Here is a 24,879-nt window from a genome sequence, read left to right on the forward strand (position 1 = left end):
GGCCGGGCCGATAGAATTCCTCACGATTTTAAGGGCCCTCCGGGCCCCCTCCATGAACCTTCCCGGGATGAAACAGCTCGCGCTCGATATCGGCATTGCGACGGGCCCCAGCTTCGACGCTTTTTTTGCCGGCCCGAACGAGGCGGCGCTGCGGCACCTGCAACTGTGGGTGGGCGGCGCCGGCAGCGCCGTGCCCCACTCTCCCGTGCCCACCTATCTTTGGGGCGAAGGCGGCAGCGGCAAGACCCATCTGCTCGAATCGGTGCGTGTGGCGCTGCGCGAGCAGGGCGCGAGCGTGGGCTGGCTGCATGCCGGCGTGCTGGAGCCGCCCGAATTCGACGAGCGCTGGGGTGCCGTGCTGCTCGACGACGTGCACCTCTACACCGCCGTGCAGCAGCACGCGGCCTTCAACTGGTTCGTCAACGCGCAGACGCTGCAGCGCGGCGTGGTGGCCGCGGGCGCGCTGCCGCCGGCCGACCTGCCGCTGCGCGAGGACCTTCGCACCCGGCTGGGCTGGGGCCATGTGTTCCACCTGCAGGTGCTGAGCGAAAGCGAACGCCGCGCGGTGCTGCGCCAGGCCGCCGACACGCGCGGCGTCATGCTGTCGGACGAGGTGCTCGACTACATGCTGCACCGCTTCAGCCGCGACCTGGGCAGCCTGATGGAGCTGCTCACGCAGCTCGACGGCTATGCCCTTCAGACACAGCGCGCGATCACGATCCCGCTGATCCGATCCATGCTCGAAAACGAATAGAGAAGAGCTTCAACCAACAATGATCAAGAAATTCATCGACAAGCTGCTCGGCAAATCGGCCGGCGGCGCACAGGGCAAGAGCCGCTTCGGCAAGCGCCAGGAGGTGCCGGCAGAGGTTCACAAGATCGATCCAGCCCTGGTCGACGAACGTGCCAGGAACGTCGTCACCACGCTCCAGCAGGCCGGCTACGAGGCCTACGTGGTGGGCGGCGCGGTGCGCGACCTGCTGCTGGGGCTGCGCCCCAAGGACTTCGACGTGGCCACCAACGCCACGCCCGAGCAGGTCAAGTCGCTCTTCCGGCGTGCCTTCATCATCGGGCGGCGCTTTCGCATCGTGCACGTGGTGTACGGCCGCGGCCGCGAGCACGAGGTGATCGAGGTCTCGACCTTCCGCGCCTACATGGACAACGCCGCCGCCGAGCAGGTGGCCGGCAACGAGCGCACCAGCAAGGGCGAGCTCGCGAGCATGAAGCATGCGGTGGACGCCAGCGGCCGCGTGCTGCGCGACAACGTCTGGGGCCCGCAGGAGGAAGACGCGGCGCGCCGCGACTTCACCGTGAACGCCATGTACTACGACCCCGCCAACCAGGTCGTGGTCGACTACCACAACGGCATCCGCGACGCCCAGAAGCTCACGCTGCGCATGATCGGCGACCCGGCCACGCGCTACCGCGAAGACCCGGTGCGCATCATCCGCGCGATCCGCTTCTCGGCCAAGCTCGCGGCGCTGGGCTTCAAGATGGAAGCCAAGACGGCCGCGCCGCTGGTCGAGTCGAGCAAGCTGCTGGCCGACGTGCCGCAGAGCCGCCTGTTCGACGAAATGCTCAAGCTGCTGCAGACCGGCCATGCCATTGCCACGGTCGAGCAACTGCGCAAGCTGGGCCTCGCCAAGGGCATCTATCCGCTGCTCGACGTGGTGGTGGAGCGGGCCGACCAGCCCTTCGTGAAGGCGGCGCTGCAGGACACCGACCGCCGCGTCGGCGAAGGCAAGCCCGTGGCGCCGAGCTTCCTTCTGGCCTGCGTGCTGTGGGCCGACGTGCGCGACGGCTGGGCCCAGCGCGTCGAGGGCCGGCACGGCCAGCGCCCGCAGCCGCCATTCCCGGCGCTGCAGGACGCGATCGACGACGTGTTCAATGCCCGCATCGGCGATGTGTCGGGCCGCGGCAAGCTCGCCGCCGACATGCGCGAGATCTGGATGATGCAGCCGCGCTTCGACAAGCGCACCGGCTCCACGCCCTACAGCCTGGTCGACCAGGCGCGGTTCCGCGCCGCCTTCGACTTCATGCGGCTGCGCGCCGACGTGGGCGAGGTCAGCGAGGCCATCGCCGAGTGGTGGCAGGAGTTCAGCACCGCCGACGACGTGCGCCAGCAAGACCTGCTGGAGCAGGTGCGCGACGAGCAGAAGACCCGCCAGCGCGTGCGAACGCGCGACCCGGTCGCGCCCAAGCCCTCCCGCGGCGAACCGGCGCCGCGCCAGCGCCAGCCCGAGGCCGACACCCGTCAGGGCGACGAGGCCGAGGAAGTCGAGGTCGAGGCCGGCGCCGTGCCGCCCGATGGCGAGCCGGCCGCGCCGCGCAAGCGCCGGCGCCGCCGCAAGCCGCGCACCGGCGGTGGTGGTGATGGCGGCGGCGAGGGCGGCGGGAGCGCCGCAGCCGAATGAGCGCACCGAACCGGCCGAAGGACGGCAAGAGCGGCGGCGGCCAGGGACGGCCGCCATCGCGCGGCGGCCCTTCGCCGAAGCCGAAGAGCAGCGGACCGGCGCCCGCGCGGCGCGCGCCCAGCCGGCCCGCGGGCAAGGCCGGGTCCGCCGGTGCGCCCCCTCGCCGCACGCGCGAGGACTATCCGACCGTGCAGGCCTTCGTCGCCATCGGCGCCAACCTCGGCGACGCCCGGGCCGCCGTGACGGCGGCCATGGACGCCATCGGCACCATCGAGCGCACCGTGGTGACGGCGCGCTCGTCGCTCTACCGCAGCGCGCCGGTCGATGCGGCCGGGCCCGATTTCATCAACGCCGTGGTGGCCGTGCGGACCGGGCTCACGGCCGAGGCCTTCCTGGCCGAGCTGCACCTGCTGGAGGAGCAGGCCGGCCGCGAGCGGCCCTTTCCCAATGCGCCGCGCACGCTCGACCTCGACCTGCTGATGCACGGCAACGCGATCAAGGACACGCCCGCGCTGGCCTTGCCCCACCCGCGCATGCGCGACCGCGCCTTCGTGCTGAAGCCGCTTGCCGAGATCGCGCCCGACAAGGTGCCGCGCGCGGCGCTTGCCCGCGTTTCCTCGCAGGTCATCGAGCGGATTCGCGACTGAGCGGCCAGGGGCGGCGAACCCCGCCGGCCGGGCGGCTTTGCGCCGCCCATTACACTTGCGCGGTTTTTCATGACGTTGTCACGCATTTGTGGCAGCGGCGAACCCAGGAGAGCGCCATGTTCGGCAAGCTGCTGCCCCGCGAGGGGAATTTTTTCGAGATGTTCAACCAGCACGCCGAGCGCATCGTCGAAGCGGCGCGGGCGTTCGAGCAACTCGTGGCCAATTACAGCGACGTGCACCTGCGCGAGCAGTACAACCGCGACGTCGACAATGCCGAGCGTGCGGCCGACCGCGTCACGCATGACGTCAACCGGCTGATCCACAAGACCTTCATCACGCCGATCGACCGCGAGCAGATCCACAAGCTCATCAATACGATGGACGACGTGGCCGACCTGATCCAGGACTCGGCCGAGACCATGGCGCTGTACGACGTGCGCCACATGACCGACGAGATCGTGCGCCTCACGGCGCTGAGCGTGAAGTGCTGCGACCGCCTGAAGGACGCCGTCAAGTTCCTCGGCAAGATCGCCGACCCGGCGGTGGCCGAGGCCACGCTCAAGACCTGCGAGGAAATCGACCGCCTCGAATCGGACGCCGACCGCGTGATGCGCAGTGCCATGAGCAAGCTGTTCCGCGAGGAGCCCGACGTGCGCGAGGTGATCAAGCTCAAGGCAATCTACGAATTGCTCGAGACGATCACCGACAAGTGCGAGGACGTGGCCAACGTCATCGAGGGCATCGTCCTCGAGAATTCCTGAGCGGTAAGCATCGATGGCAACGGTTCAGGTCGCCCTCTGGGTGGTGATGGTGCTGGTCGCGCTGGCGATCCTGTTCGACTTCATGAACGGCTTCCACGATGCGGCGAACTCGATCGCCACCGTGGTGTCGACCGGCGTGCTCAAGCCGGGCCACGCCGTGCTGTTCGCGGCCTTCTTCAACCTGGTCGCGATCTTCATCTTCCACCTGAGCGTGGCGGCAACGGTCGGCAAGGGCATCGCCCAGCCGGGCGTGGTCGATGTGCACGTGGTCTTCGGCGCGCTCGTGGGCGCCATCAGCTGGAACCTCGTGACCTGGTACTACGGCATTCCGAGCAGCTCGTCGCACGCGCTGATCGGCGGCATCGTGGGCGCCGTGATCGCCAAGACCGGTACCGGCGGCCTGGTGGCGTCGGGCATCTGGAAGACCGTGGCCTTCATCTTCGTTTCGCCCTTCCTCGGCTTCGTGCTGGGCTCGATGATGATGGTGCTGGTGGCCTGGGGCTTCCGGCGCGCCACGCCCTCGCGCATCGACCGCTGGTTCCGGCGGCTGCAGCTGGTGTCCGCCGGGGCCTACAGCCTGGGCCACGGCGGCAACGACGCGCAGAAGACCATCGGCATCATCTGGATGCTGCTGATCGCCACCGGCTACGCCTCGGCCACCGACGCGAGCCCGCCGACCTGGACCATCGTGAGCTGCTACGCCGCGATTGCGCTGGGCACCATGTTCGGCGGCTGGCGCATCGTGAAGACCATGGGCCAGAAGATCACCAAGCTCAAGCCCGTGGGCGGCTTCTGCGCGGAAACGGGCGGCGCGCTCACGCTGTTCCTGGCCACCGCGCTGGGCATTCCGGTGTCGACCACCCACACCATCACCGGCGCCATCGTCGGTGTGGGTTCCGCGCAGCGCGCGAGCGCGGTGCGCTGGGGCGTGGCGGGCAACATCGTCTGGGCCTGGATCTTCACGATCCCCGCGTCGGCCTTCGTGGCCGCCATCGCCTACTGGATCAGCCTGCAGATCTTCTGAGTTTCCGGCGCGCGCTGCGGCCGGCTATTGCGAGATCTTCCGGCCCTCTTCGACCTGGTGTTCGAAGTAGCGCTGGAAGCTGAACACGATGCTGGCCATCAGCACCGTGGTGCCGAACAGGAGCGCCAGCACCACGGCGCCGATCGTGGCCCAGTTGGTGCGGCCCGGCGCGGCGTCCGAAGGTGCGCTGCCGTTGAAGCGGGCGTTCCACTTCTCGGGCGCCATGAGGCCGTAGACGATGGCCGTCAGCGCGCATCCCGCGATGGTGAAGCCCAGGAGCGGAATCAGCACCCAGCTCCAGCCGTCGTCCAGGCCGTACATGCGCGCGCGCTCGATGCCGTACAGGCCGAGCGCCGTGGGAATGGGCAGCAGCCAGCCGAGCCAGTCGCCGATGCCGCGCAGGTAGAACCGGTGCAGGCCCAGCGGGCCGCCCAGGAAGGAGAGCCAGGCGGCAATGGTCTTGTTTTTCATTCGGGTTGGGTGGTGCTGCCTTCGCCGAGCACCTTTTCCATCAGGACCACGTCGCGCCATTGGCCGAACTTCCAGCCGCAGTCCTTGAGCACGCCCACGTGCGTGAAGCCCTGGCTGCGGTGCACGCCGACCGAGCCGGCATTGGCCGAATCGCCGATGACGGCGATCAGCTTGCGCACGCCCACCGCTTCGGCGGCCTGCGAGAGGGCGGCCAGCAGCTGGGCGCCCAGGCCCTTGCCGCGTGCGGCTTCGGACATGTAGATCGAGTCTTCGGCCGAAAAGCGGTAGGCCGGGCGCGGCTTGAACCAGTTGCAGTAGGCAAAACCCAACACTTCGCCATCTTCTTCGGCCACGAGGTAGGGCAGGTTCTTGCCGAGCACGTCGGCGCGCCGCGCGGCCATGTCGGCGGCAGAGGGAGCTTCGGTCTCGAAGGTGCCGGTGCCGGTCAGCACGTGGTGGGCGTAGATGGCCGTGATGGCCGCGATGTCTTGGTCGCGGCTGGGGCGGATGGTGAGGGTCATGCAGGTGGCAAACGGAATGCGGCGGGCGCGGAAATTCGGAGAAAACGCAGGTCGGGCTATAATCGCAGGCTTTTCAGCGTGTCGCTGGCCGGGTGGCCATGTCGCGTGTCTCGACGTTGAAAGAACACTGTGAGCGGGCCTCTTGTCAAAAAAACGGGCTTGCTGCACCACCCAAGGATAAATCATGGTCGTCATTCGACTTTCCCGCGGCGGCTCCAAAGGCCGTCCGTTCTTCAACATCGTCGTGTCGGACAAGCGCGTTCGCCGCGATGGCCGTTTCATCGAGCGCCTGGGTTTCTACAACCCGACCGCCAAGGAAAACGAAGAAAGCATCCGTATTGCCCAGGACCGCCTGGCCTACTGGAAGAGCGTTGGCGCACAAGCTTCGCCCACGGTCCTGCGCCTGATCAAGCAAGCCGCAGCCGCAGCCCCCAAGGCAGCTGCCTAAGCTGCCCGGCACGCCGATGCTGCCCGCACTCGAAGCCGCCGAATTGCCGGCGGATGCGATCGAGGTAGGACGCATCGCCGATGCATGGGGCATCAAGGGCTGGTTCAAGGTCCTGCCCCACAGCGCCCAGCCCGAGGCGCTTTTTTCTTCCAAGCGCTGGTTCCTGCAGGCTCCCGGAGCCTCGGCAACCGCGGCTTTCCGGCTCGCGATCCGCGAAGCCAAGGAACATTCCGACTGCATCGTCGCCTCCTCCGAGGACGTGCCTGACCGCAACGCGGCCGAGGCGCTCCGCGGCGCGCGCGTGTTCGTGCCGCGCTCGAGCTTTCCCACGGCCGGCGACGACGAGTACTACTGGGTCGACCTGATCGGCCTTGCGGTGGTCAACCGCGAAGGCGTGGCGCTCGGCACGGTGCGCGAATTGCTCGCCACTGGCCCGCAGACCACGCTGGTGCTCGCGGCCGAGGAAGACGGCAAGGCCATCGAACGCATGGTGCCCTTCGTCTCGGTCTTCGTCGACAAGGTCGACCTCGCCGGCCGCCTCATCACGGTCGACTGGCAGCCCGATTTCTGATTGCGGGCTCGCGCGCATGCGCTTCGACGTCCTCACGCTCTTTCCCGAACTGTTCGCGCCCTTCATGGCCAGCGGCGTGACGCGCCGCGCCTACGAGTCGAAGCAGGTCGAGGTCGTGCTCTGGAACCCGCGCGATTTCGCGCAGGGCAACTACAAGCGCGTGGACGACCGGCCCTTTGGCGGCGGCCCCGGCATGGTGATGATGGCCGAGCCGCTGTCGGCCTGCCTCGACGCGGCGCTGGCCGCGCGCGGCTCGCAGGCGCCGGTCGTGCTGTTCTCGCCCATTGGCGAGACTTTGCGCCACGAAGCGGTCGAGCGCTGGTCGGCCAGCGAGGGCGCGGTGCTGGTCTGCGGGCGCTACGAAGGCATCGACCAGCGCTTCATCGACACGCGGGTGACGCACCAGGTCAGCCTCGGCGACTTCGTTCTCTCGGGCGGCGAGATCGCGGCCATGGCGCTGCTCGATGCCGTGGCGCGGCTGCAGCCCGGCGTGCTGGGCGACGAGGCCAGCCATGTGCAGGACAGCTTCAATCCCTCGCTCGACGGCCTGCTCGATTGCCCGCACTACACCCGGCCGGAGCAATGGAACGGGCAGGGCGTGCCGGCGCCGCTGCTGTCGGGGCACCACGTGCAGATCGAGCGCTGGCGCCGCGACCAGCGCCTGGCCATCACGGCCGCCCGGCGGCCCGACCTGATTGCCGCCGCACGCGCCGCCGGCCGCCTGAGCAAGGCCGATGAGGCGGTCCTGAAAAAAAAGCTATAATCTTCGGTTCCCCGATCCTCTGCCCGGCCGCGCCTGGCTTGAAACCGAAGGCGCCTTTTGTGTAGCGCGAGCACGATCGAATATCAGGAAATCATGAACCTCATCGAAACCCTCGAGCAGGAAGAAATCGCCCGCCTCGGCAAGAAGATCCCCGATTTCATGCCCGGTGACACGGTCATCGTCAGCGTGAGCGTCGTCGAAGGCACCCGCAAGCGCGTGCAGGCCTACGAAGGCGTCGTGATCGCCAAGCGCAATCGTGGCCTCAACAGCGGCTTCACGGTGCGCAAGATCTCCAGCGGCGAAGGCGTGGAGCGTACGTTCCAGACCTACAGCCCGCTGATCGCCGGCATCGAAGTCAAGCGCCGTGGCGATGTCCGCCGCGCCAAGCTGTACTACCTGCGCGAGCGCAGCGGCCGTTCGGCACGCATCAAGGAAAAGCTGCCGGGCAAGTCGCAAGCAGCGTCGGCCGCCAAGTAAGCCGCCTTCCTGCCGTGCAAAAAGCCGCCGCTCTGGCGGCTTTTTGCGTTGTGCGCCGTGCACGCTTCTTGCAAAAAGAAGGCGCGGCCAGACAGCGCGGCTTTTTTACGCTCTACTCCTTCACTGAAACTCTCTCACTTGACCCACTCCACCGCCCCCATGCAACTCGCGCCCGTCGAACCCGTCAATGCCGTGGTGCCGCCCACGCTGCTGCCGTTCGACCCGCGCGAGGCGCCTGTGGTCGGCGGCCCCGACGGCCTGCCCGCGGTGGCGCCCGCGCAATTGACCACCGAGGCCCTGCGCAGGCGATTTGCCACGCCGCCCGAATGGACGCCCGAATTGCGGCGCGAGCCGCGCCTGACCGACCGCGCCCCGGCGCAGGCGGCCGTGCTGGTGCCCATCGTGCAGCGCCCGCAAGGCGCCACCGTGCTGCTGACCGAGCGCACGGCGCATTTGTCCAACCATTCGGGGCAGGTGGCGTTCCCGGGCGGGCGCGTCGACCCCGAGGACGCCAACATCGCGGCGGCCGCGCTGCGCGAGGCCTGGGAAGAAGTGGGGCTCTCGGCCCAGTACATCGAAGTGCTTGGAAGCCTTCCGACCTACACCACCGTCACCTCGTTCATCGTGACGCCGGTGGTCGCGCTGGTGAAGCCGGAGTTCGAACTCACCATCAATCCCTACGAAGTGGCGCTGGCCTTCGAGGTGCCGCTGGCCTGGCTCATGGACCCGGCCAACCACCGCCGCCACACGGTGCCCGCGCCCGACGGCACCCGCCGCGAGTGGTATTCGATGCCCTACCAGGACGGCAGCGAAGAGCGCTTCGTCTGGGGTGCGACCGCGGGCATGCTGCGCAATCTCTATCGCTTCCTCAGCGCCTGATCTCGGCCCGTGCCGCGCCTGTGCAGGCGCCCTCGCTATCATCGAAGGATGAGCTTCTTTGCCATCCTGTGTGCGTTGCTGATCGAGCAGGTGAGGCCGCTTGCCTCCCACAACCCGGTGTACGGCGGCGTGCTGGCCTGGACGCGCTGGACCAGCCGCAATTTCGACGCCGGCAAGCCGCACCACGGATGGGTTGCATGGGGCCTTGCGGTGCTCGTGCCCACGCTGATGACGCTGGGCATCCACCTGCTGCTGGTGTTCACGCTGGGGCTGCCGTTCGCGGTGCTCTGAGCGTTGCGGTGCTCTACGTCACGCTCGGTTTCCGACAGTTCAGCCACCACTTCACGGACATCCGCGACGCGCTCGACGAAGGCGACGAGCCGCTCGCGCGCTCGCTGCTGGCGCACTGGCAGGGCGTGGACGCGGCCGAACTGCCGCGCAGCGAAATCGTCCGTCACGTGATCGAGCATTCGGTGATCGCGGCGCACCGCCATGTGTTCGGCGTGCTGGCCTGGTTCTCGGTGCTCGCCGCCCTGGGCCTGGGGCCGGCCGGCGCGGTGTTCTACCGCATGAGCGAGTTCGTCTCGCGCTACTGGCACCACAAGAATGGTGCGGCGGTGCAGCCCTCGAGCGTCTCGGTGCAGCGGGCCGCGGAGAGCGCCTGGCATGCGATCGACTGGCTGCCCGCGCGCATCACCGCACTGGGCTTTGCCGTGGTCGGCAGCTTCGAAGAGGCGATCGACTGCTGGCGCAATGACGCGCGGCGCTTTCCGAGCGAGAACGACGGCGTGATCCTCGCGGCGACCTCGGGCGCGGTCAACGTGCGCCTGGGCGGCGGCGCGCTGAGTCCGATTCCCGTCACCGATCCGCTCCCGCGCGCGCAGGCCGGCGATTCGATGGCCGATGGCCGCCGGCTCGACAGCGGCAGCACGCCGGGCCGCGAGCCCGAGCCCGGCCACCTGCGCAGCGTGGTGGGCCTGGTGTGGCGCTCGGTGGTGATGTGGATGGTGCTGCTGGCCCTGCTCACGCTGGCCCGCCTGCTCGGCTGAGCGGCAGAAAATCATGACCACCCCCGCACCGGCCTTCTGGAGCCCGCGCATCGCCGCGCTCGAACCCTACGTGCCCGGCGAGCAGCCGCGCATCGCCAACCTCGTCAAGCTCAACACCAACGAGAACCCGTATCCGCCGTCACCGCTCGCCATCGACGCCATCCAGCAGGCCGCGGCGAATGGCCTGGAGCGCTATCCGGACCCCGCCTCGCTCGCGCTGCGCGAAGCGGTGGCGCGGCGGCACGGCCTGCAGGCCGGCCAGGTCTTTGCGGGCAATGGCTCGGACGAGGTGCTGGCGCATGCCTTCTTTGCCTTCTTCCAGCAGGCCGAGCCGTTGCTGATGCCCGATGTGAGCTACAGCTTCTACCGGGTCTATGCGCAGCTCTACGGCATCGGCTGCGAACTGCTCCCGGTCGACGAAGGCCTGCGCATCGACGTCGATGCCATGGCGGCCCGCGCCCGCGGCGGCTGCGCGGGCCTGGTGATCGCCAACCCGAATGCGCCCACGGGCATCGGGCTGCCGCTCGCGCGCATCGAGCAGCTGCTCGCAGCCTGTCCCGAGCGCGTGGTGCTGGTCGACGAGGCGTATGTCGATTTCGGCGGCGAGAGCGCGCTGCCGCTCATCGGCAAATATCCGAACCTGCTGGTGGTGCAGACCTTGTCCAAGTCGCGTTCGCTGGCGGGCCTGCGGGTCGGCTTTGCCTGCGGGCAGGCGCATCTGGTCGACGCGCTGGTGCGCGTCAAGGACAGCTTCAATTCCTATCCGCTCGACCGGCTTGCCACCGCCGGCGCGGTGGCGGCGCTCGAAGACGAGGCCTGGTTCCAGACCACGCGCGACAAGGTCGTCGACACCCGCGAAGGGCTCAGCCTGCAGCTCGAAGACCTGGGCTTCGAAGTGCTGCCTTCGCAGGCCAACTTCGTGTTCGCGCGCCATCCGAAGCGCGATGCCGCCGAACTGGCGGCGCTGCTGCGCGAGCGCGCGGTGCTGGTGCGGCATTTCAGGCAGCCGCGCATTGCGCAGTACCTGCGCATCAGCATCGGCACGCGCGAGCAGTGCGGGGCGCTGGTGCAGGCGCTCGAATCGATCTTGGGCGTTCAGTAGCGCGACTGGCTGAGCTCGGCGAAGAGTTCGCCGTAGATCCTGTAGCGCGTGGCGCTGATCGGCCCCGGCTTGCCGGGCGTGTCCACGTTCGCGATCACGCCGCAGCCCGGCTCGTGCAGATGGGTGCAGTTGTAGAACTTGCAGTCGTTCGCATGCTCGGCAATGTCGGGCATCAGGCCCGCGAGCTGCATCGGCGCGATGTGGTTGAGGCCGAATTCCTGGAAGCCCGGCGAATCGATCAGGCTGGTGGTGCGCGCCTCGTCGACCCAGTACCAGGTGGTGCTGGTGGTGGTGTGCTTGCCCGAATTCAGCGCCTGCGAGATCTCGCCGGTCAATGCGGTGGCACCGGGCACCAGCAGGTTGATCAGCGTGCTCTTGCCGGCGCCCGAGGGGCCCAGCACCAGCGTGCTCTTGCCAGCCAGCAGCTTCATGAGCGATGCGTAGTCGGCTTCGCCCGACGCCTTGAGCGAGAGCGGCAGCACGCCATGGTGCATGCGGCGGTAGGGCGCGAGCTTGTTCCATGCGCGCTCGAAGGGCTCGGCCAGATCGCTCTTGTTGAGCGCGATGATCGGCGTGATGCGTTCGGCTTCGGCGGCAATGAGCGCTCGCGCGAGTTGATGCTCCGAGAACTCCGGCTCGGCCGCGATCAGGATCAGCACGTGGTCGAGATTGGCAGCGAACGACTTGGTGCGGATTTCGTCCTGGCGGTAGAAGAGGTTGCGCCGCGGCACGACTTCCTCGATGGTGCCTTCGTCTTCGCTGGCCTGCCAGCGCACGCGGTCGCCGACCACGGCCTGGCTCTTCTTGCCGCGCGGATGGCAGATCAGGCGCTCGCCCGCAGGCGTTTCGACCAGGCAATGGCGGCCGTGGCTCGCGATGACCAGGCCGTCGTGAAGAATGCGCGCGGAGGTGCCGGCCCCCTTGGCGGGAGTGCGGCCCGGCTTAGCCAACGGCGGGTTTCCTCATCACGGCGCCGGGCTGGTGACCAGCGCATTCGCCTGGCGCGCGCATTCGAAGTCGGTGCTCGAGAGCCCGCCCACGTCGTGCGTGTTGAAGCGCACCACGCAGCGGTTGTAGTGCACCGACAGGTCCGGATGATGGTCTTGCGTGTGGGCGATGAAAGCCAGCGCGTTCACGAATGCGATGGTCTCGAAGTAGTTGGCGAAGCTGAAGGTCTTCTCGATGGCCACATGGGCACCGTCGCCGTCGAGCTTCCAGCCGTCGAGCTTGGCGAGGCCGGAGACGATTTCGGTGGCGCTCAGTGCCTTGCGGGGAATGTTTTTCCAGTCTTTGGGCTTGAACATGCTGCTCATGGTCTGGGCTTTCCGGCAAATGTCTTCTTCAGGCCGCCGTCATGCGCGCAAGGCGCTCGGAGGCCGGGGGGTGGGAATAGTAGAACTTGACGAACACCGGGTCGGGCGTGAGCGTCGACGCGTTGTCCTGGTAGAGCTTGAGCAGTGCGGCCGACAGGTCGGCGCCGCTGGTTTGCGCCACCGCATAGGCATCGGCCTCGAACTCGTGCTTGCGCGACAGGCGTGCGGGCAGCGGCGCGACGAAGAAGCCGAACACCGGCACCGCGAGCATGAAGAGCAGCAGCGCGAGTGCGTCGTTGGGCGCCGTTGCCGCCATGTTGGGCTGCACGCCGAGCCCCGTGTAGAACCAGGCCTGGGTCGACACCCAGCCCAGCAGTGCGAAGCCCGCCAGGCTCAGCGCGAACATCGCGACGAGCCGCTTCACGATGTGGCGGTGCTTGAAGTGGCCGAGCTCGTGCGCGAGCACGGCCTCGACTTCGGCCGCGTCGAGCTGGCGCAGCAGCGTGTCGTAGAACACCACGCGCTTGCTCGCGCCAAAGCCGGTGAAGTAGGCATTGGCATGCGCGCTGCGGGTGCTGCCGTCCATCACGAACAGGCCCTTGGCGGCAAAGCCGCAGCGCTTCATCAGCGCCGTGACGCGTTCCTTGAGCGTGGGATCGTCGAGCGGCTTGAACTTGTTGAACAGCGGCGCAATGAAGGTGGGGTACACCAGCATCCCCAGCAGGTTGAACCCCATCCACACGGCCCAGGCCCAGAGCCACCAGGTGGCGCCGGCCGCGCCCATGAGCCACAGGATCAGCGCCGCAATCGGCAGGCCGATCGCGGCGCCGAGCGCCGTCGACTTGAGCGTGTCGGCCAGCCAGAGGCGCAAGGTCATCTTGTTGAAGCCGAAGCGCTCCTCGAGCCTGAAGGTCTGCCAGAGCGTGAAGGGCAGCTCGAGCAGGCCGCCAATGGCCGCAAAGGCCGCCAGCAGCGCCAACTGCTGCACCATGCCGCCGCCGAGCCAGGCCAGCAGCAGCCGATTGAGCGCGTCGAGCCCGCCCAGCAGCGTCCAGCCCAGCAGCAGCGCGGTGCTCCAGGCCATTTCGACGAGGCCGAAGCGCGCCTTGGCAATGGTGTAGTCGGCCGCCTTCTGGTGGGCGGCGAGGCTGATGGTGTGTTCGAAAGCTGCCGGCACCGCGCCGCGGTGCCGCGCCACGTGGCGCACCTGCCGCGAGGCGAGCCAGAACTTCACGAGCAGGCCCGCGACCAGTGCAACGGCGAAGGCAGTGGTGAAGATGAGCGAATAGGACATGACGGGCGAGTTTAGCCCTCGGGTCCGGCCGGCGCAGGCCTTCGACGACAATCCTGCCATGCCCGAATCCCTTGACCCCACGACCGTCGCAACCCTCCCTGTCCTCAAGAAAAGCGACCAGAACCTGGTCTGGCTCGACTGCGAAATGAGCGGCCTCGACCCCGAGAAGGAGCGCCTGCTCGAGATTGCCGTGGTCGTCACCGGCCCCGACCTCACGCCCCGCATCGACGGCCCCGTGCTGGTCATCCACCAGAGCGACGCGGTGCTCGACGCCATGGACGCCTGGAACAAGGGCACGCACGGGCGCAGCGGCCTGATCGACAAGGTGAAGGCCTCGACGCTGGACGAAGCCGCGGCCGAGCAGCAGCTGCTGGAATTCGTGGCCCGCTATGTTCCCAGGAGCGGTTCGCCCATGTGCGGCAACACCATCGGGCAGGACCGGCGCTTCCTGGTCAAGTTCATGCCCAAGCTGGAGGCGTACTTCCACTACCGCAACCTCGATGTCAGCACCCTGAAGGAGCTGGCCAAGCGCTGGAAGCCCTCCGCCTACAGCGCCTTCAAGAAGCAGCAGGCGCACACTGCGCTGGCCGACGTGCACGAGTCCATCGAGGAGCTCGCGCATTACAGGGAAACCTTTCTCAAATTGACGGATTAGGTAAAAACCCCGAGTCGTGCCATAATCGATGGCTTCGCTGATCTGGAGGATTTTCCGGTCAGCGTCTCTTGCATCTCCCTATCTTGCACACCGCGCCCGATCGCATCCGCTGATCAAAAAGGGCCGCAGCCTCCGGCGAAAGCCAGAAGTTGAATGTCGTTGGATGGTTGATGTTTTTAACCACCAACGGGGCGCCGCCTACGGCAGCGCTCGCGTTTGAGATTGATATTCACATGACCGACGCTTTTGAAGCGCAGGGCGAGTTCGCGCCTGTGCAATCCACCAACAACAACGAATTCATCGCTGCCCCGGACACCGTGTCCGAAGCGCCGATCCTCGAGGCGCTCGACGCCGCAGCGCCCGAAGCGGCCGCGGCCGAAGAAGCCCGCGTGCCCAACGGCTTCATCAAGCTCGGCCTCGCACCCGAGCTGATCGCCGCCGTGGCCGACCTGGGCTTCACCCAGCCCACGACCGTGCAAGACAAGGTGATTCCGCTCGCCATGGGCGGCGAAGCCGGCCAGGACGGCAAGGCGCGCTTCGTCGACCTGATGGTCTCGAGCCAGACCGGCTCGGGCAAGACCGCCGCCTTCCTGCTGCCCGTGCTGCACACCCTGCTCAAGCGCCAGGCCGAGGCCGAAGCGCAAGCCAAGGCCGAATTCCAGCGCCTGGCCGCCGAAGCCGCCGCGCGCGGCGAAGCCGTGCCGAAGAAGCCCAAGCGCAAGGACCCGACCAACGCCCGCCATTTCAAGGCCGCCACGCCCGGCGCCCTGATCCTGTGCCCGACGCGCGAACTCGCGCAGCAAGTTGCGCACGACGCCATCGAGCTGGTTCGCCACTGCCGCGGCCTGCGCGTAGCCAACGTGGTGGGCGGCATGCCCTACCAGCTGCAGATCGCCAAGCTGCAGAACGCCGACCTCGTGGTGGCCACGCCCGGCCGCCTGCTCGACCTGCAGCGCTCGATGCAGATCAAGCTCGACCAGGTCAAGTTCCTGGTGGTCGACGAAGCCGACCGCATGCTCGATCTCGGCTTTGCCGACGACCTGGCCGAAGTCAACCAGCTCACCATCGAGCGCCAGCAGACCATGATGTTCAGCGCCACCTTCGCGCCGCGCATCCAGCAGCTGGCCCAGCGCGTCATGCGCGAGCCGCAGCGCATCACCATCGACAGCCCGCAAGAGAAGCACGCCAACATCAAGCAGTCGCTGTACTGGGCCGACAACAGCCAGCACAAGCGCAAGCTGCTCGACCACTGGCTGCGCGACACCAGCATCAACCAGGCGATCGTGTTCGCGAGCACCCAGGTCGAGTGCGACGGCCTCGCCAACGACCTGCAGCAGGACGGCTTCAGCGCCGTGGCGCTGCACGGCGCCCTGAGCCAGGGCCTGCGCAATCGCCGCCTGATGGCGCTGCGCCAGGGCCAGGTGCAGATCCTGGTGGCCACCGACGTGGCCGCGCGCGGCATCGACGTGCCCACCATCACCCACGTCTTCAACTTCGGCCTGCCGATGAAGGCCGAGGACTACACCCACCGCATCGGCCGCACCGGCCGTGCCGGCCGCGACGGCCTGGCCATCACCTTTGCCGAGTTCCGCGATCGCCGCAAGATCATGGACATCGAGCAGTACAGCCGCCAGCAGTTCAAGGCCGAAGTGGTGGCCGGCCTCGAGCCGCAGCAGCGCATGCCGCAATCGCGCCCGCCCATGGGCGAGTACCGCGGCGGCCGTGGCGACAACCAGTCGCGCGACCGCAAGTTCGGCAATGGCGGCGGCGGTGGCTACCGCGGCAACAACGGCGGCGGCTATGCCGGCGCCAGCGGCTTCAACGACCGCAACGCCCGTGGTCCGGCGCAGGGCCAGGGCCCGCGCGGCTTCCAGGGCGGCAACAACGCCGGCTTCGGCGGCGGCCGTGACGACGGCGGCAATGGCGGCGGCGCCGGCTACGGCCGCAAGCCGGGCTGGGGCGACAGCGCCCCGCGCGGCGGCCACGGCCAGGGCCACCACGGCGGTGGCCGCGGCGACGGCGGCTTCGCGCCCCGCGAAGGCTTCGCTCCGCGCGAAGGTTTTGCACCGCGCGGCAATGGCGCAGGCCATGGCGGCCCGGGCAAGGTGTTCGTGCCGCGCGACGCACAGAAGCGTGCGTTCAAGCCCACGCGCTGATCCATTCCTGAGCGGCCTTCCGGCCGCCTCGCCCCAAAAGAAAGCCCGCGCTTCGCAAGAAGCGCGGGCTTTTTCATTGCGGGTTTCCGCGGGGGCCACAGGCGCGAAACTTGATTGACATATGAACTGATGAAAAGTAATGTAATAAGGCATTGCTTCCCCCGGTCCGTACCGCGGCTGCCGGTTCATCGACGTCTGCCTTTCAAAGTCCGAACATGAAAATTGCGATTCTTGGTGGTGGCCACGGCGCCTATGCGGCCGCCGCGGACCTGTCCGAAGCCGGCCATGAGGTGCGCCTGTGGCGCCGCGATGCAGCTGCGCTGGAGCCGGTGGTGCAGGCCGGCGCCATCACGCTGAAGGACGCCGATGGCGCGCGGGAGGTGCCGCTGGCATTGGCCACCGCCGACATCGCCGCGGCGCTCCGGGGCGCCGAGCTCATCGTCATTCCCACGCCCGCCATCGCCCAGCACGACATCGCGCTGGCCATGGCGCCGCACCTGGCCGACGGCCAGGTCGTCTTTTTGCCGCCGGGCACCTTCGGCAGCTATGTGATGGCCAGGACGGTGAAAGAGGCCGGCAGCCGCGCCGACGTGGCCTGGGCCGAGACCGGCACCTTGCCGTACCTCGCGCGCAAGCATGGCGAGCGCGAGGTGAACGTCACGATCCGAGCCATCCGCCTGCCGACCGGCGTCTACCCGGCGCGCAAGGAGGCCGAGGCCATCGAGCTGATCCGCCGCGCCTACCCGGCGGTGCATGGCTGCGGCAATGCGCTCTCGGGTGCGCTCATGAACGCCGGCCCGGTCATCCACCCGCCGCTGATGGTGATGAACGCCGCGCCGCTGCAGCACTTCGAGCGCTGGGACATCCACAACGAAGGCACGCAGCGGGCCGTGCGCGACGTGACCGACCGGCTCGACCAGGAGCGCATGGCCGTGCGCGAAGCCTTCGGGCAGCGCGCGCCGCACTATCCGCTGGCCGACCACTACAACAACGACCAGTGGATGTACGGCGACGCGCACAAGCAGCTCGTCAAGTCGGGCGACTGGCGCGAGAACATCGACCTGCACACGCACCGCTACATCACCGAGGACACCGAGCTCGGCCTCGCCTTCCTGGCCTCGGCCGCGCGCCATGCGGGGGTGGACGCGCCCATCGCGCACGGCCTGCTGGCGATCGTCGGCGGCTTTCTCGGCCGCGACCTGCGGCGCGGCTCGCGCACTTTCGAAAGCCTGGGCCTGGCCGATCTGAGCGCGGCGCAGCTCGAAGAGAGGCTGCACGATGGCGAATGAACGCGCGTCGCCGCCCCGCTTCGCGGCCGTTGGCGCGGGCCGCATGGGGCGCGGCATCGCGATCGCCTTTGCCTATGCAGGCCACCGCATCTCGCTGGTCGACCTGCGCCAGCGCAGCGACGAGGCCTGGCAGCGGCTGCAGGCCGAAGCGAAGGCCGAGATCGAAGCCAGCCTTGCAGGCCTGGCGCAGCTCGGCGTGATCGACGCGGCGCAGGTCCAGCCGATTGCCGGCCGGGTGAATTTCGTGAGCGCCGCCGATGCGCCGCAAGCGCTGGCCGCCGCCGAGCTGGTGTTCGAGGGCGTGCCCGAAACCATGGAGGCCAAGCGCGAGGCCTTCGAGCAGCTCAACCGCCATTGCAGGGACGACGCCATCCTCACGTCCACCACCAGCAGCATCCTCGTGACGCAGCTCGCGGCGCTGGTGCGGCTGCCCGGGCGCTTCCTGAACATGCACTGGCTCAACCCGGCCTATGTGATTCCCGTGGTGGAGCTCAGCTGCCATCCCGGCACCGATGCCGCCGTGCTTGCGCGCACCAAGGCGCTGATGGAGGCCATCGGCAAGCTGCCCGTGGTCTGCGGCGCGTCGCCCGGCTACATCGTGCCGCGCCTGCAGGCGCTGGTGATGAACGAGGCGGCCCGCATGATCGAGGAGGGCGCCGCCACCGCCGAGGAAATCGACAAGGCCACGCGCTACGGCCTTGGCCTGCGCTTTGCCGCGCTCGGCGTGGTCGAGTTCATCGACTTCGGCGGCTGCGACATCCTGCACCACGCGAGCCGCGAGATGTCGGCCTCGATCGACATGGGGCGCTACACCGCGCCGGCCATCGTCGATCGCATGGTGGAGGAAGGGCGGCTGGGCCTCAAGAGCGGCAGCGGCTTCTACGACTACCAGGGCCGCGACATCGCCACCTACCGGCGCGACGTGCTGTCGCGCACGCTCGGCGAGTTGAAGCATGCGGGCCTGTGGCGCGCGCCGGCCGGCGAGACGCTCTCATGACCATCCGCCGCGCCTTTGCCGACCTGTCGGTGGGGCAGGTGCACTACGCGGCGTGCGGCGATGCGAGCGCACCGGCCGTGCTGCTGCTGCACCAGTCGCCGCGCAGCTGGGCCGAATACCGCGAGGTGCTGCCGCTGATCGGCGCGCGGTACCGCGCCGTTGCCATGGACACCGCGGGTTTCGGCGATTCGGCGGACGGCGGCGTGCCCGCGAGCATTGCGCAGTGGGCGCGCGTGGCGGGCGAACTGCTCGACGCACTGGGCATTGCGCAGGCCAACGTGGTGGGGCACCACACGGGCGGCGTCATTGCGGTCGAGCTGGCGGCGGCGTTTCCGGGCCGTGTGCGCAGCCTCGTGCTGTCGTCCACGCCATACACCGGCGAAGCCTTTCGCATCGCAAGGGCCGAGCGGCCGCCCATCGACGAAGTGGCGCCCAGTGAAGACGGCAGCCACCTGGCGGCACTCTGGCAGCGGCGCCAGGACTTCTATCCTGAAGGCCGCCCCGATCTGCTCGAGGCCTTCGTGCGCGATGCATTGAAGGTCGGCCATCGCGTGGAGGAGGGCCACCGGGCCGTCGCGTCCTACCGCATGGAAGAGCGCATCGGCCGCGTGACGCAGCCCGCGCTGATCATCCGCGCCACCGCCGATCCCTTTGCTGCGCCGCATGCAGAGGAGCTGCTGCACCACCTGCCGCAGGCCCGCATCGTCGACATCGAAGGCGGCATGGTCCCCTTGCCCGACCAGATGCCCGAGGCCTTCGCGCAGGCGGTGCTCGGCTTTCTTTCGGCGCTGCCCCCATGAAAGCCATCCGCATCCATGGCTTCGACGCGGTGCCGGTGCTCGAAGACCTGCCCGACCCGGTGCCACAGGCCGGCCGCACCATCGTTCGCATGCAGGCCGCCACCGTCGGCCACATCGACCGCACTGTGTGGCGCGGCAGCTTCCTGCGCCATCCGCCGCTGCCCTACACGCCGGGCGTGGAGGCCGCGGGCATCGTCGTGGCCAGCGGGCGCTTTGCCACCGGAGCGCGCGTGTGGCTGCGCGGCAGCGGGCTGGGCACGCTGTTCGACGGCACCTGGTGCGAGCAGATCGATGCACCCGACGAGGCGCTGGGCCTGCTGCCCGACGCGCTCCCGATGGCGGTGGGCGCCGCGTTCTTCTCGCCCACCACGTCGGCATGGGTGGCGCTGCATGAAGTCGCGAAGCTGCAGGCCGGCGAGCAGGTGCTGGTCACGGGTGCGAGCGGCGCCGTGGGCTCGCTCGCCGTGCAGCTGGCGCGCGAGCTTGGCTGCACCGTGCGCGCGGTCGATCCGGACGCCGCGGCCGCGCCGCCTGCGAGTGCGGACCTGTTGATCGACACGGTCGGCGGCGGCGTTCTTTCGGCGGCCTTGCCGGCCGTGCGGCCCGGCGGGCGCGCCGTGCTCATCGGCTACACCGCGGGCCCGACGCTGCAGCTGGACATTGCGCACTTCCTGCAGCGCGACGTGGCGCTGCTGCCGCTCAACATGTTCCGGCGCGAAGCCGCCGGCCGTGCCGCGGCGCCCGAACTGCTCGCGCGGCTGGCCGACGGCCGCCTGCATCTGGAGGTGCGCAGCTTCGCGCTGGCCGATGCCGCCGTCGCGCTCGAATGGATCGCGCAGCGCGGCCATCGCGGCCGCGCGGTGCTGGTGCCTTAGCCGCCCCCCGTACGCAAGGGGCGGGGCGCTTCAGTCTTCTTCCGGCTCCTCGACCGGCACATGCACGTGCAGGTCGATCATCTGCCGCAGCGTCTGCTTCAGTTCCTCGGCGCGCCGCAGGCCGAAGGGTTCGAGCACGCGCCGCTCATGCTCGCGCGCGAGCTCCATGAGGTGCTCCACCGCCTTCAGGCCCTTGCGCGTGATGCGCACCAGCGTGATGCGGCGATCACTCTCGTGGGGCAGCCGCTCGACCTGTCCGCGTGCCTCCATGCGGTCGAGCAGCCGCGTGACGGTCGGCTGCTTGGTCACCGTCACCTGCGCGAGCTGGCCGATGCTGATCGGCTCGCTGCCCGCGAGCGAGGCCATCACGCGCCACTCCGACACCGAGAAGCCGTGCTGCCGCGCCACCTCGTGGAACTCCGAGGAGATCAGCTGGCTGGCCTGCGCCAGCAGCGCCGGCAAGTAGTCGTCGACGAAGCGATGTGTTTCAGGAGGTTGCTCGGCCATGGAGGCACCTCACGGCCAAGCGCCTCGAACCAGCCGCGGGCACGCTGCTTGCATGTCTAGGGTAATTCATGATTGTGGATACATTCATTTGTCAACATTATAGAAAGCACGGTGCGGCAGCTTGCACGCACCGTCCCACGAGAGAGAACAAGGACCGACATGGCTGAGCGTTCGTTCGTCGAAGAAGTCAAGAAGCTGCGGCTTTCTGGCGGAGATGTGTTTCGCGGTGAAGGCATTCTGGCGGTCACCAAGGCTTTGCTCGAATCGGGAGTTTCCTATGTGGCGGGCTACCAGGGGGCACCCATCTCGCACCTGATGGATGTGCTGGCCGATGCGCAGGACATCCTCGCCGAGCAGGGCATCCGCTTCGAGAACAGCGCGAGCGAAGCCACCGCGGCCGCCACGCTGGCCGCTTCCGTCAACTACCCGTTGCGCGGCGCCGTCACCTTCAAGGCTACCGTGGGTACCAACGTGGCCTCGGACGCGCTGGCCAACCTGGCTTCGGGCGGCGTGACCGGCGGCGCGCTGATCATCGTGGGCGAGGACTACGGCGAGGGCTCCTCGATCATGCAGGAGCGCAGCCATGCCTTCGCGATGAAGTCGCAGATCTGGCTGCTCGATCCGCGGCCCAACCTGCCGAGCATCGTCGATGCGGTGAAGCAGGGCTTCGATCTTTCGGAGGCCAGCAACACGCCCGTGATGCTGCAGCTGCGCATCCGCGCCTGCCATGTGCACGGCCACTTCATTGCCGGCGACAACAAGCGCGCGAAGTTCACGCTGAAGGACGCGCTCGAAAATCCGCAGCGCGACGTCGGCCGCATCGTGCTGCCGCCCGCGAGCTTCGTGCACGAGCAGGAGAAGGTGCGGGACCGCTGGCCCGCGGCCGTGCGCTTCATCGAGGAGCGCCAGCTCAACGAGTTCTTCTCCGAAGACGCCGACGACATCGGCATCATCGTGCAGGGCGGCAGCTACAACACGCTGCTGCGCGCGCTCGAGCGGCTCGGCCTGGCCGACGTGTACGGCAACACGCAGGTGCCGCTCTATGTGATGAACGTGGCCTACCCGGTCATCGAGAGCGAGGTGATCCGCTTCTGCGAAGGCAAGCGCGCGGTGCTGATCGTGGAGGAGGGCCAGCCCAACTTCGTCGAACAGAACCTCGCGACCATCCTGCGGCAGGCCGGCTCGGCCACCGCGCTGCATGGCAAGGACATGCTGCCCGTGGCCGGCGAGTACACCGCATCCGAACTGCTGAAGGGCGCGCGCAGCTTCTGCGAGCGCTACGGGCGCCTCGCGCCGCTGCCGGTGCCTGCGCCGGTGCGCAAGGTGATTCCGCTCAAGGAAGTGGCGGCCATCGGCGTCGATGCCGCGCCGGAGCCGGCGCAGCCGTCCACCGCGCTCGCCGAGGTCGTGCATGCGCGCCCGCCGGGCTTTTGCACCGGCTGCCCCGAGCGGCCCATCTTCAGCGCGATGAAGCTGGTCGAGCGCGAGCTGGGTCCGCACCACGTGAGCGCCGACATCGGCTGCCACCTGTTCTCGATCCTGCCGCCCTTCAACATCGGCAACACCACCATGGGCTACGGCCTGGGCGGTGCCGGCGCGGCGGCGCTCAATGCGCCGGCAGGCAAGCGCGCGATCTCGATGATGGGCGACGGCGGCTTCTGGCACAACGGACTGACCAGCGGCGTGGCCAACGCGGTGTTCAACAAGAGCGACAACCTCACCATCGTCGTCGACAACAACTACACCTCGGCCACGGGCGGGCAGGACATCCTCTCGTCGAACGCCGTCAACAAGACGCGCAGCACCGGCCACGAGATCGAGCGCGCGGTGCGCGGGGTGGGCGTGGAATGGGTTAAGACGCTGCGCCGCACCTATGACGTCGCCGGCATGCGCGACGCGCTGAAAGAAGCGCTCACCACGTCGAAGAAGGGCCCCAAGGTGCTGATCGCGCAGTCGGAATGCATGCTCAACAAGCAGCGCCGCGAGAAGCCGCTGGTGCGCAAGGCCATCGCCGACGGCAAGCGCATGGTGCGCGAGAAGTTCGGCGTCGATTCCGACACCTGCACGGGCGACCACTCGTGCATCCGCCTGTCGGGCTGCCCCTCGCTCTCGATCAAGCCCAACCCCGATCCGCTGCGCACCGATCCGGTGGCCACCGTGCTCGACAGCTGCGTGGGCTGCGGCGTGTGCGGCGAGGTCTCGCATGCGGCGGTGCTGTGCCCCTCCTTCTACAAGGCGCAGATCGTGAGCAACCCGAGCCGCTGGGACCTGCTGCGCGAGCGCCTGCGCGCCGCCATTATCGGCTGGCTGCAGCGCGGCGAAGCGCGCCGCCGCGAAACCTATGCCTTCTGAAGCGATGACGAACAAGGCGCAACCGATCAAGATCGCGATCCTTGCCATGGGCGGCGAGGGCGGCGGCGTGCTGGCCGACTGGATCGTCGACATGGGCGAGGCCAACGGCTACGTCGCGCAGACCACCTCGGTGCCCGGCGTGGCGCAGCGCACCGGCGCCACCATTTACTACGTCGAGCTGTATCCCAATGCGCAGGCCGAGGCGGATGGCGGCCGCCCCGTGCTCGCGCTGATGCCGCTGCCGGGCGATGTCGACGTGGTGCTGGCTTCGGAACTCATGGAGGCGGGACGCGCGGTGCAGCGCGGGCTCGTCACCAGCGACCGCACCACGCTGATCGCATCCACGCACCGCGTGTTCTCCATTGCCGAGAAGAGCGCGCTCGGCGACGGCCGCGTCGACAGCGCGCAGTTGCTCGCGCACACCGCGCGGGCCGCCAAGCGCTTCATCCGCTTCGACATGGCGCAGGCGGCCGAAGCTTCGGGCAGCGTGATCAGCGCCGTGCTGTTCGGCGCGCTGGCGGGCTCGGGCGTGCTGCCGTTCAGCCGCGCGCAGTTCGAGGCCACCATCGAGCGCGGCGGCGTCGGCGTGAAGCCCAGCCTCAAGGCCTTTGGTGCAGCATTTGCGCGTGCGCAGGGCGGCGACGACGGCGAGGCGCCGCCGGAAGCGGCAGCGGCCATGCCAACGCCGCAGCCGCGCCATCCGGCCGTGCGTGCCTTGGTCGAGCGTGTGCAGCGCGAATTTCCTGCTGCGGCGCACGGCCTGCTGCTCGAAGGCGTGCGCCGCCTGATCGACTACCAGGACGCGGCCTATGCCAGCCTGTATCTCGACCGCATGGCTGCCGTGGCGGCGCTGCCGGTCGATGGCGACCAGCGGCTGCTGCGCGAGACTGCGCGCCATCTGGCGCTCTGGATGTCGTACGAAGACACGGCCCGCGTGGCTGCGCTCAAGACCCGTGCCACCCGCTTCGAGCGCGTGCGCGGCGAAGCGCGCGTGCAGCCCGGCCAGGTGCTTGCCATCAACGAATACATGCATCCGCGCCTGCAGGAAATCTGCGAGACGCTGCCGGGCGGCATCGGCCGCTGGCTCATGAATTCCACGCTGCCGAAGAGGATCGTCGAGCGCTTCACGCAGCACGGCCGCGTGATCCAGACCAGTTCGCTGCGCGGCTACCTGATGCTGCGCACCGTCGCGGCCATGAAGCGCTGGCGCCGCTCGACGATGCGCTACGCGGAGGAAAACCGCCGCATCGAGGAATGGCTGCAGCGCATCGCCGCCACCGCGAAGCGCAACCCCGAACTGGCCGTCGAGCTCGCGCAGTGCCAGCGCCTGGTCAAGGGCTACAGCGACACGCACGAGCGCGGCATCCGCAACTACGACACCGTGATGCGCGCGGTCGAACGCGCCGGTGCGGCGCTGGCCCCAGCCACGCTGCGCGAGCTGCGCGATGCGGCGCTTGCCGACGAACACGGCCACAAGCTGCAGGCTGCGCTGGCGCAGCACGCATTGGCCTGAA

General features: G+C 68.5%; 25 protein-coding genes and 1 pseudogene. 20 read left to right on the forward strand and 6 right to left on the reverse strand.

Going from position 1 to position 24,879, the window contains the following annotated elements:
• The first annotated feature begins 67 nt into the window (after positions 1-67).
• From hda to ACAM58_RS07530, 5 genes are all read left to right on the forward strand, one after another.
• Positions 68-754: a DnaA regulatory inactivator Hda gene (gene hda, locus ACAM58_RS07510; protein ID WP_026283844.1), complete on the forward strand. Its 687-nt coding sequence runs from the start codon at positions 68-70 to the stop codon at positions 752-754.
• 19 nt (positions 755-773) lie between these two features.
• On the forward strand, positions 774-2,414 hold the full coding sequence (gene pcnB, locus ACAM58_RS07515) for a polynucleotide adenylyltransferase PcnB (RefSeq protein ID WP_062362685.1): 1,641 nt from the start codon (positions 774-776) through the stop codon (positions 2,412-2,414).
• The gene (folK, locus tag ACAM58_RS07520; protein WP_155736559.1) at positions 2,411-3,061 is read left to right on the forward strand and encodes a 2-amino-4-hydroxy-6-hydroxymethyldihydropteridine diphosphokinase; all 651 of its coding nucleotides are present in this window, start codon (positions 2,411-2,413) and stop codon (positions 3,059-3,061) included. The genes pcnB and folK overlap by 4 nt, the downstream gene beginning before the upstream one ends.
• Positions 3,062-3,177: 116 nt before the next feature.
• The gene (locus tag ACAM58_RS07525) at positions 3,178-3,822 is read left to right on the forward strand and encodes a DUF47 domain-containing protein (protein ID WP_012746613.1); all 645 of its coding nucleotides are present in this window, start codon (positions 3,178-3,180) and stop codon (positions 3,820-3,822) included.
• A gap of 13 nt (positions 3,823-3,835) precedes the next feature.
• Positions 3,836-4,846 (forward strand): inorganic phosphate transporter, encoded by a 1,011-nt coding sequence (locus ACAM58_RS07530; RefSeq protein WP_012746614.1) that lies wholly within the window; start codon positions 3,836-3,838, stop codon positions 4,844-4,846.
• Between the two features lie 24 nt (positions 4,847-4,870).
• On the opposite strand, the gene ACAM58_RS07535 is transcribed toward ACAM58_RS07530, so the two are convergent.
• Complete coding sequence (locus ACAM58_RS07535; RefSeq protein WP_018903297.1) at positions 4,871-5,317, reverse strand: NINE protein; 447 nt, start codon at positions 5,315-5,317, stop codon at positions 4,871-4,873.
• Positions 5,314-5,838 (reverse strand): GNAT family N-acetyltransferase, encoded by a 525-nt coding sequence (locus ACAM58_RS07540; protein ID WP_012746616.1) that lies wholly within the window; start codon positions 5,836-5,838, stop codon positions 5,314-5,316. Before ACAM58_RS07540 ends, ACAM58_RS07535 begins: the two co-directional genes overlap by 4 nt.
• 184 nt (positions 5,839-6,022) lie before the next feature.
• Here ACAM58_RS07540 and rpsP point away from each other — a divergent pair, with 184 nt between their 5' ends.
• The 7 genes and pseudogenes from rpsP to hisC all read left to right on the forward strand — a co-directional run bounded on the left by rpsP (position 6,023) and on the right by hisC (position 11,127).
• The gene (rpsP, locus tag ACAM58_RS07545; protein ID WP_007831311.1) at positions 6,023-6,286 is read left to right on the forward strand and encodes a 30S ribosomal protein S16; all 264 of its coding nucleotides are present in this window, start codon (positions 6,023-6,025) and stop codon (positions 6,284-6,286) included.
• A gap of 16 nt (positions 6,287-6,302) precedes the next feature.
• Entirely contained in the window at positions 6,303-6,857 is a 555-nt protein-coding gene (rimM, locus tag ACAM58_RS07550; protein ID WP_021006209.1) for a ribosome maturation factor RimM, read from the forward strand.
• A 16-nt stretch (positions 6,858-6,873) separates the two neighbouring features.
• The gene (gene trmD, locus ACAM58_RS07555) at positions 6,874-7,620 is read left to right on the forward strand and encodes a tRNA (guanosine(37)-N1)-methyltransferase TrmD (protein WP_012746618.1); all 747 of its coding nucleotides are present in this window, start codon (positions 6,874-6,876) and stop codon (positions 7,618-7,620) included.
• A 93-nt stretch (positions 7,621-7,713) separates the two neighbouring features.
• Positions 7,714-8,097 (forward strand): 50S ribosomal protein L19, encoded by a 384-nt coding sequence (gene rplS / locus ACAM58_RS07560; protein WP_018903298.1) that lies wholly within the window; start codon positions 7,714-7,716, stop codon positions 8,095-8,097.
• A 159-nt stretch (positions 8,098-8,256) separates the two neighbouring features.
• A complete protein-coding gene (locus ACAM58_RS07565; RefSeq protein WP_012746620.1) occupies positions 8,257-8,976 on the forward strand; it encodes a CoA pyrophosphatase in 720 nt (239 codons plus the stop codon).
• A 48-nt stretch (positions 8,977-9,024) separates the two neighbouring features.
• Positions 9,025-10,025 (forward strand): annotated as a pseudogene (locus tag ACAM58_RS07570) (CobD/CbiB family protein).
• A gap of 13 nt (positions 10,026-10,038) precedes the next feature.
• Positions 10,039-11,127 carry a histidinol-phosphate transaminase gene (gene hisC, locus ACAM58_RS07575; protein WP_062362679.1) on the forward strand — a complete coding sequence of 363 codons (1,089 nt, stop codon included), beginning with the start codon at positions 10,039-10,041 and terminating at the stop codon, positions 11,125-11,127.
• Here the strand turns inward: hisC and rsgA are convergent.
• From rsgA to ACAM58_RS07590, 3 genes are read right to left on the reverse strand one after another with little or no spacing between them, the layout of a single operon-like run.
• Positions 11,121-12,077: a ribosome small subunit-dependent GTPase A gene (rsgA, locus tag ACAM58_RS07580; RefSeq protein WP_062362676.1), complete on the reverse strand. Its 957-nt coding sequence runs from the start codon at positions 12,075-12,077 to the stop codon at positions 11,121-11,123. The genes hisC and rsgA overlap by 7 nt on opposite strands.
• 15 nt (positions 12,078-12,092) lie before the next feature.
• Positions 12,093-12,440, reverse strand: a complete 348-nt coding sequence (locus ACAM58_RS07585; RefSeq protein ID WP_062362673.1) for a 4a-hydroxytetrahydrobiopterin dehydratase — start codon at positions 12,438-12,440, stop codon at positions 12,093-12,095.
• Positions 12,441-12,468: 28 nt separating this feature from the next.
• Positions 12,469-13,734, reverse strand: coding sequence for a M48 family metallopeptidase (locus ACAM58_RS07590; RefSeq protein ID WP_012746625.1), 1,266 nt, complete (start codon positions 13,732-13,734; stop codon positions 12,469-12,471).
• A 58-nt stretch (positions 13,735-13,792) separates the two neighbouring features.
• On the opposite strand from ACAM58_RS07590, the gene orn reads away from it, so the two are divergent.
• The 6 genes from orn to ACAM58_RS07620 all read left to right on the forward strand — a co-directional run bounded on the left by orn (position 13,793) and on the right by ACAM58_RS07620 (position 20,506).
• The gene (orn, locus tag ACAM58_RS07595; protein WP_026283846.1) at positions 13,793-14,389 is read left to right on the forward strand and encodes an oligoribonuclease; all 597 of its coding nucleotides are present in this window, start codon (positions 13,793-13,795) and stop codon (positions 14,387-14,389) included.
• Between the two features lie 233 nt (positions 14,390-14,622).
• Entirely contained in the window at positions 14,623-16,545 is a 1,923-nt protein-coding gene (locus ACAM58_RS07600) for a DEAD/DEAH box helicase (RefSeq protein WP_041945457.1), read from the forward strand.
• Positions 16,546-16,760: 215 nt separating this feature from the next.
• A complete protein-coding gene (locus tag ACAM58_RS07605) occupies positions 16,761-17,834 on the forward strand; it encodes an NAD/NADP octopine/nopaline dehydrogenase family protein (protein ID WP_062362670.1) in 1,074 nt (357 codons plus the stop codon).
• Positions 17,824-18,831 (forward strand): 3-hydroxybutyryl-CoA dehydrogenase, encoded by a 1,008-nt coding sequence (locus ACAM58_RS07610; RefSeq protein ID WP_062362667.1) that lies wholly within the window; start codon positions 17,824-17,826, stop codon positions 18,829-18,831. Before ACAM58_RS07605 ends, ACAM58_RS07610 begins: the two co-directional genes overlap by 11 nt.
• On the forward strand, positions 18,828-19,631 hold the full coding sequence (locus ACAM58_RS07615; RefSeq protein WP_062362664.1) for an alpha/beta fold hydrolase: 804 nt from the start codon (positions 18,828-18,830) through the stop codon (positions 19,629-19,631). The genes ACAM58_RS07610 and ACAM58_RS07615 overlap by 4 nt, the downstream gene beginning before the upstream one ends.
• Complete coding sequence (locus tag ACAM58_RS07620; protein WP_062362661.1) at positions 19,628-20,506, forward strand: zinc-binding alcohol dehydrogenase family protein; 879 nt, start codon at positions 19,628-19,630, stop codon at positions 20,504-20,506. The genes ACAM58_RS07615 and ACAM58_RS07620 overlap by 4 nt, the downstream gene beginning before the upstream one ends.
• Before the next feature lie 30 nt (positions 20,507-20,536).
• Here the strand turns inward: ACAM58_RS07620 and ACAM58_RS07625 are convergent, their stop codons facing one another.
• Positions 20,537-21,013, reverse strand: coding sequence for a MarR family winged helix-turn-helix transcriptional regulator (locus ACAM58_RS07625; RefSeq protein WP_012746632.1), 477 nt, complete (start codon positions 21,011-21,013; stop codon positions 20,537-20,539).
• Between the two features lie 159 nt (positions 21,014-21,172).
• Here ACAM58_RS07625 and ACAM58_RS07630 point away from each other — a divergent pair, with 159 nt between their 5' ends.
• Positions 21,173-23,365, forward strand: coding sequence for an indolepyruvate ferredoxin oxidoreductase subunit alpha (locus ACAM58_RS07630; protein ID WP_062362659.1), 2,193 nt, complete (start codon positions 21,173-21,175; stop codon positions 23,363-23,365).
• Positions 23,366-23,369: 4 nt separating this feature from the next.
• Positions 23,370-24,878 carry an indolepyruvate oxidoreductase subunit beta family protein gene (locus ACAM58_RS07635; RefSeq protein WP_062362656.1) on the forward strand — a complete coding sequence of 503 codons (1,509 nt, stop codon included), beginning with the start codon at positions 23,370-23,372 and terminating at the stop codon, positions 24,876-24,878.
• Position 24,879 lies beyond the last annotated feature (1 nt).

Origin of the sequence: Variovorax sp. V116 (genome assembly GCF_041154435.1) — a bacterium.
Classification (GTDB): domain Bacteria; phylum Pseudomonadota; class Gammaproteobacteria; order Burkholderiales; family Burkholderiaceae_C; genus Variovorax; species Variovorax paradoxus.

Bases quoted from the DNA above. Each gene is read 5' to 3' on its own strand.
- hda (WP_026283844.1), top strand. From the start codon at position 68: ATGAAACAGCTCGCGCTCGATATCGGCATTGCGACGGGCCCCAGCTTC.
- pcnB (WP_062362685.1), top strand. From the start codon at position 774: ATGATCAAGAAATTCATCGACAAGCTGCTCGGCAAATCGGCCGGCGGC.
- folK (WP_155736559.1), top strand. From the start codon at position 2,411: ATGAGCGCACCGAACCGGCCGAAGGACGGCAAGAGCGGCGGCGGCCAG.
- ACAM58_RS07525 (WP_012746613.1), top strand. From the start codon at position 3,178: ATGTTCGGCAAGCTGCTGCCCCGCGAGGGGAATTTTTTCGAGATGTTC.
- ACAM58_RS07530 (WP_012746614.1), top strand. From the start codon at position 3,836: ATGGCAACGGTTCAGGTCGCCCTCTGGGTGGTGATGGTGCTGGTCGCG.
- ACAM58_RS07535 (WP_018903297.1), bottom strand. From the start codon at position 5,317: ATGAAAAACAAGACCATTGCCGCCTGGCTCTCCTTCCTGGGCGGCCCG.
- ACAM58_RS07540 (WP_012746616.1), bottom strand. From the start codon at position 5,838: ATGACCCTCACCATCCGCCCCAGCCGCGACCAAGACATCGCGGCCATC.
- rpsP (WP_007831311.1), top strand. From the start codon at position 6,023: ATGGTCGTCATTCGACTTTCCCGCGGCGGCTCCAAAGGCCGTCCGTTC.
- rimM (WP_021006209.1), top strand. From the start codon at position 6,303: ATGCTGCCCGCACTCGAAGCCGCCGAATTGCCGGCGGATGCGATCGAG.
- trmD (WP_012746618.1), top strand. From the start codon at position 6,874: ATGCGCTTCGACGTCCTCACGCTCTTTCCCGAACTGTTCGCGCCCTTC.
- rplS (WP_018903298.1), top strand. From the start codon at position 7,714: ATGAACCTCATCGAAACCCTCGAGCAGGAAGAAATCGCCCGCCTCGGC.
- ACAM58_RS07565 (WP_012746620.1), top strand. From the start codon at position 8,257: ATGCAACTCGCGCCCGTCGAACCCGTCAATGCCGTGGTGCCGCCCACG.
- hisC (WP_062362679.1), top strand. From the start codon at position 10,039: ATGACCACCCCCGCACCGGCCTTCTGGAGCCCGCGCATCGCCGCGCTC.
- ACAM58_RS07585 (WP_062362673.1), bottom strand. From the start codon at position 12,440: ATGAGCAGCATGTTCAAGCCCAAAGACTGGAAAAACATTCCCCGCAAG.
- ACAM58_RS07590 (WP_012746625.1), bottom strand. From the start codon at position 13,734: ATGTCCTATTCGCTCATCTTCACCACTGCCTTCGCCGTTGCACTGGTC.
- orn (WP_026283846.1), top strand. From the start codon at position 13,793: ATGCCCGAATCCCTTGACCCCACGACCGTCGCAACCCTCCCTGTCCTC.
- ACAM58_RS07600 (WP_041945457.1), top strand. From the start codon at position 14,623: ATGACCGACGCTTTTGAAGCGCAGGGCGAGTTCGCGCCTGTGCAATCC.
- ACAM58_RS07605 (WP_062362670.1), top strand. From the start codon at position 16,761: ATGAAAATTGCGATTCTTGGTGGTGGCCACGGCGCCTATGCGGCCGCC.
- ACAM58_RS07610 (WP_062362667.1), top strand. From the start codon at position 17,824: ATGGCGAATGAACGCGCGTCGCCGCCCCGCTTCGCGGCCGTTGGCGCG.
- ACAM58_RS07615 (WP_062362664.1), top strand. From the start codon at position 18,828: ATGACCATCCGCCGCGCCTTTGCCGACCTGTCGGTGGGGCAGGTGCAC.
- ACAM58_RS07620 (WP_062362661.1), top strand. From the start codon at position 19,628: ATGAAAGCCATCCGCATCCATGGCTTCGACGCGGTGCCGGTGCTCGAA.
- ACAM58_RS07625 (WP_012746632.1), bottom strand. From the start codon at position 21,013: ATGGCCGAGCAACCTCCTGAAACACATCGCTTCGTCGACGACTACTTG.
- ACAM58_RS07630 (WP_062362659.1), top strand. From the start codon at position 21,173: ATGGCTGAGCGTTCGTTCGTCGAAGAAGTCAAGAAGCTGCGGCTTTCT.
- ACAM58_RS07635 (WP_062362656.1), top strand. From the start codon at position 23,370: ATGACGAACAAGGCGCAACCGATCAAGATCGCGATCCTTGCCATGGGC.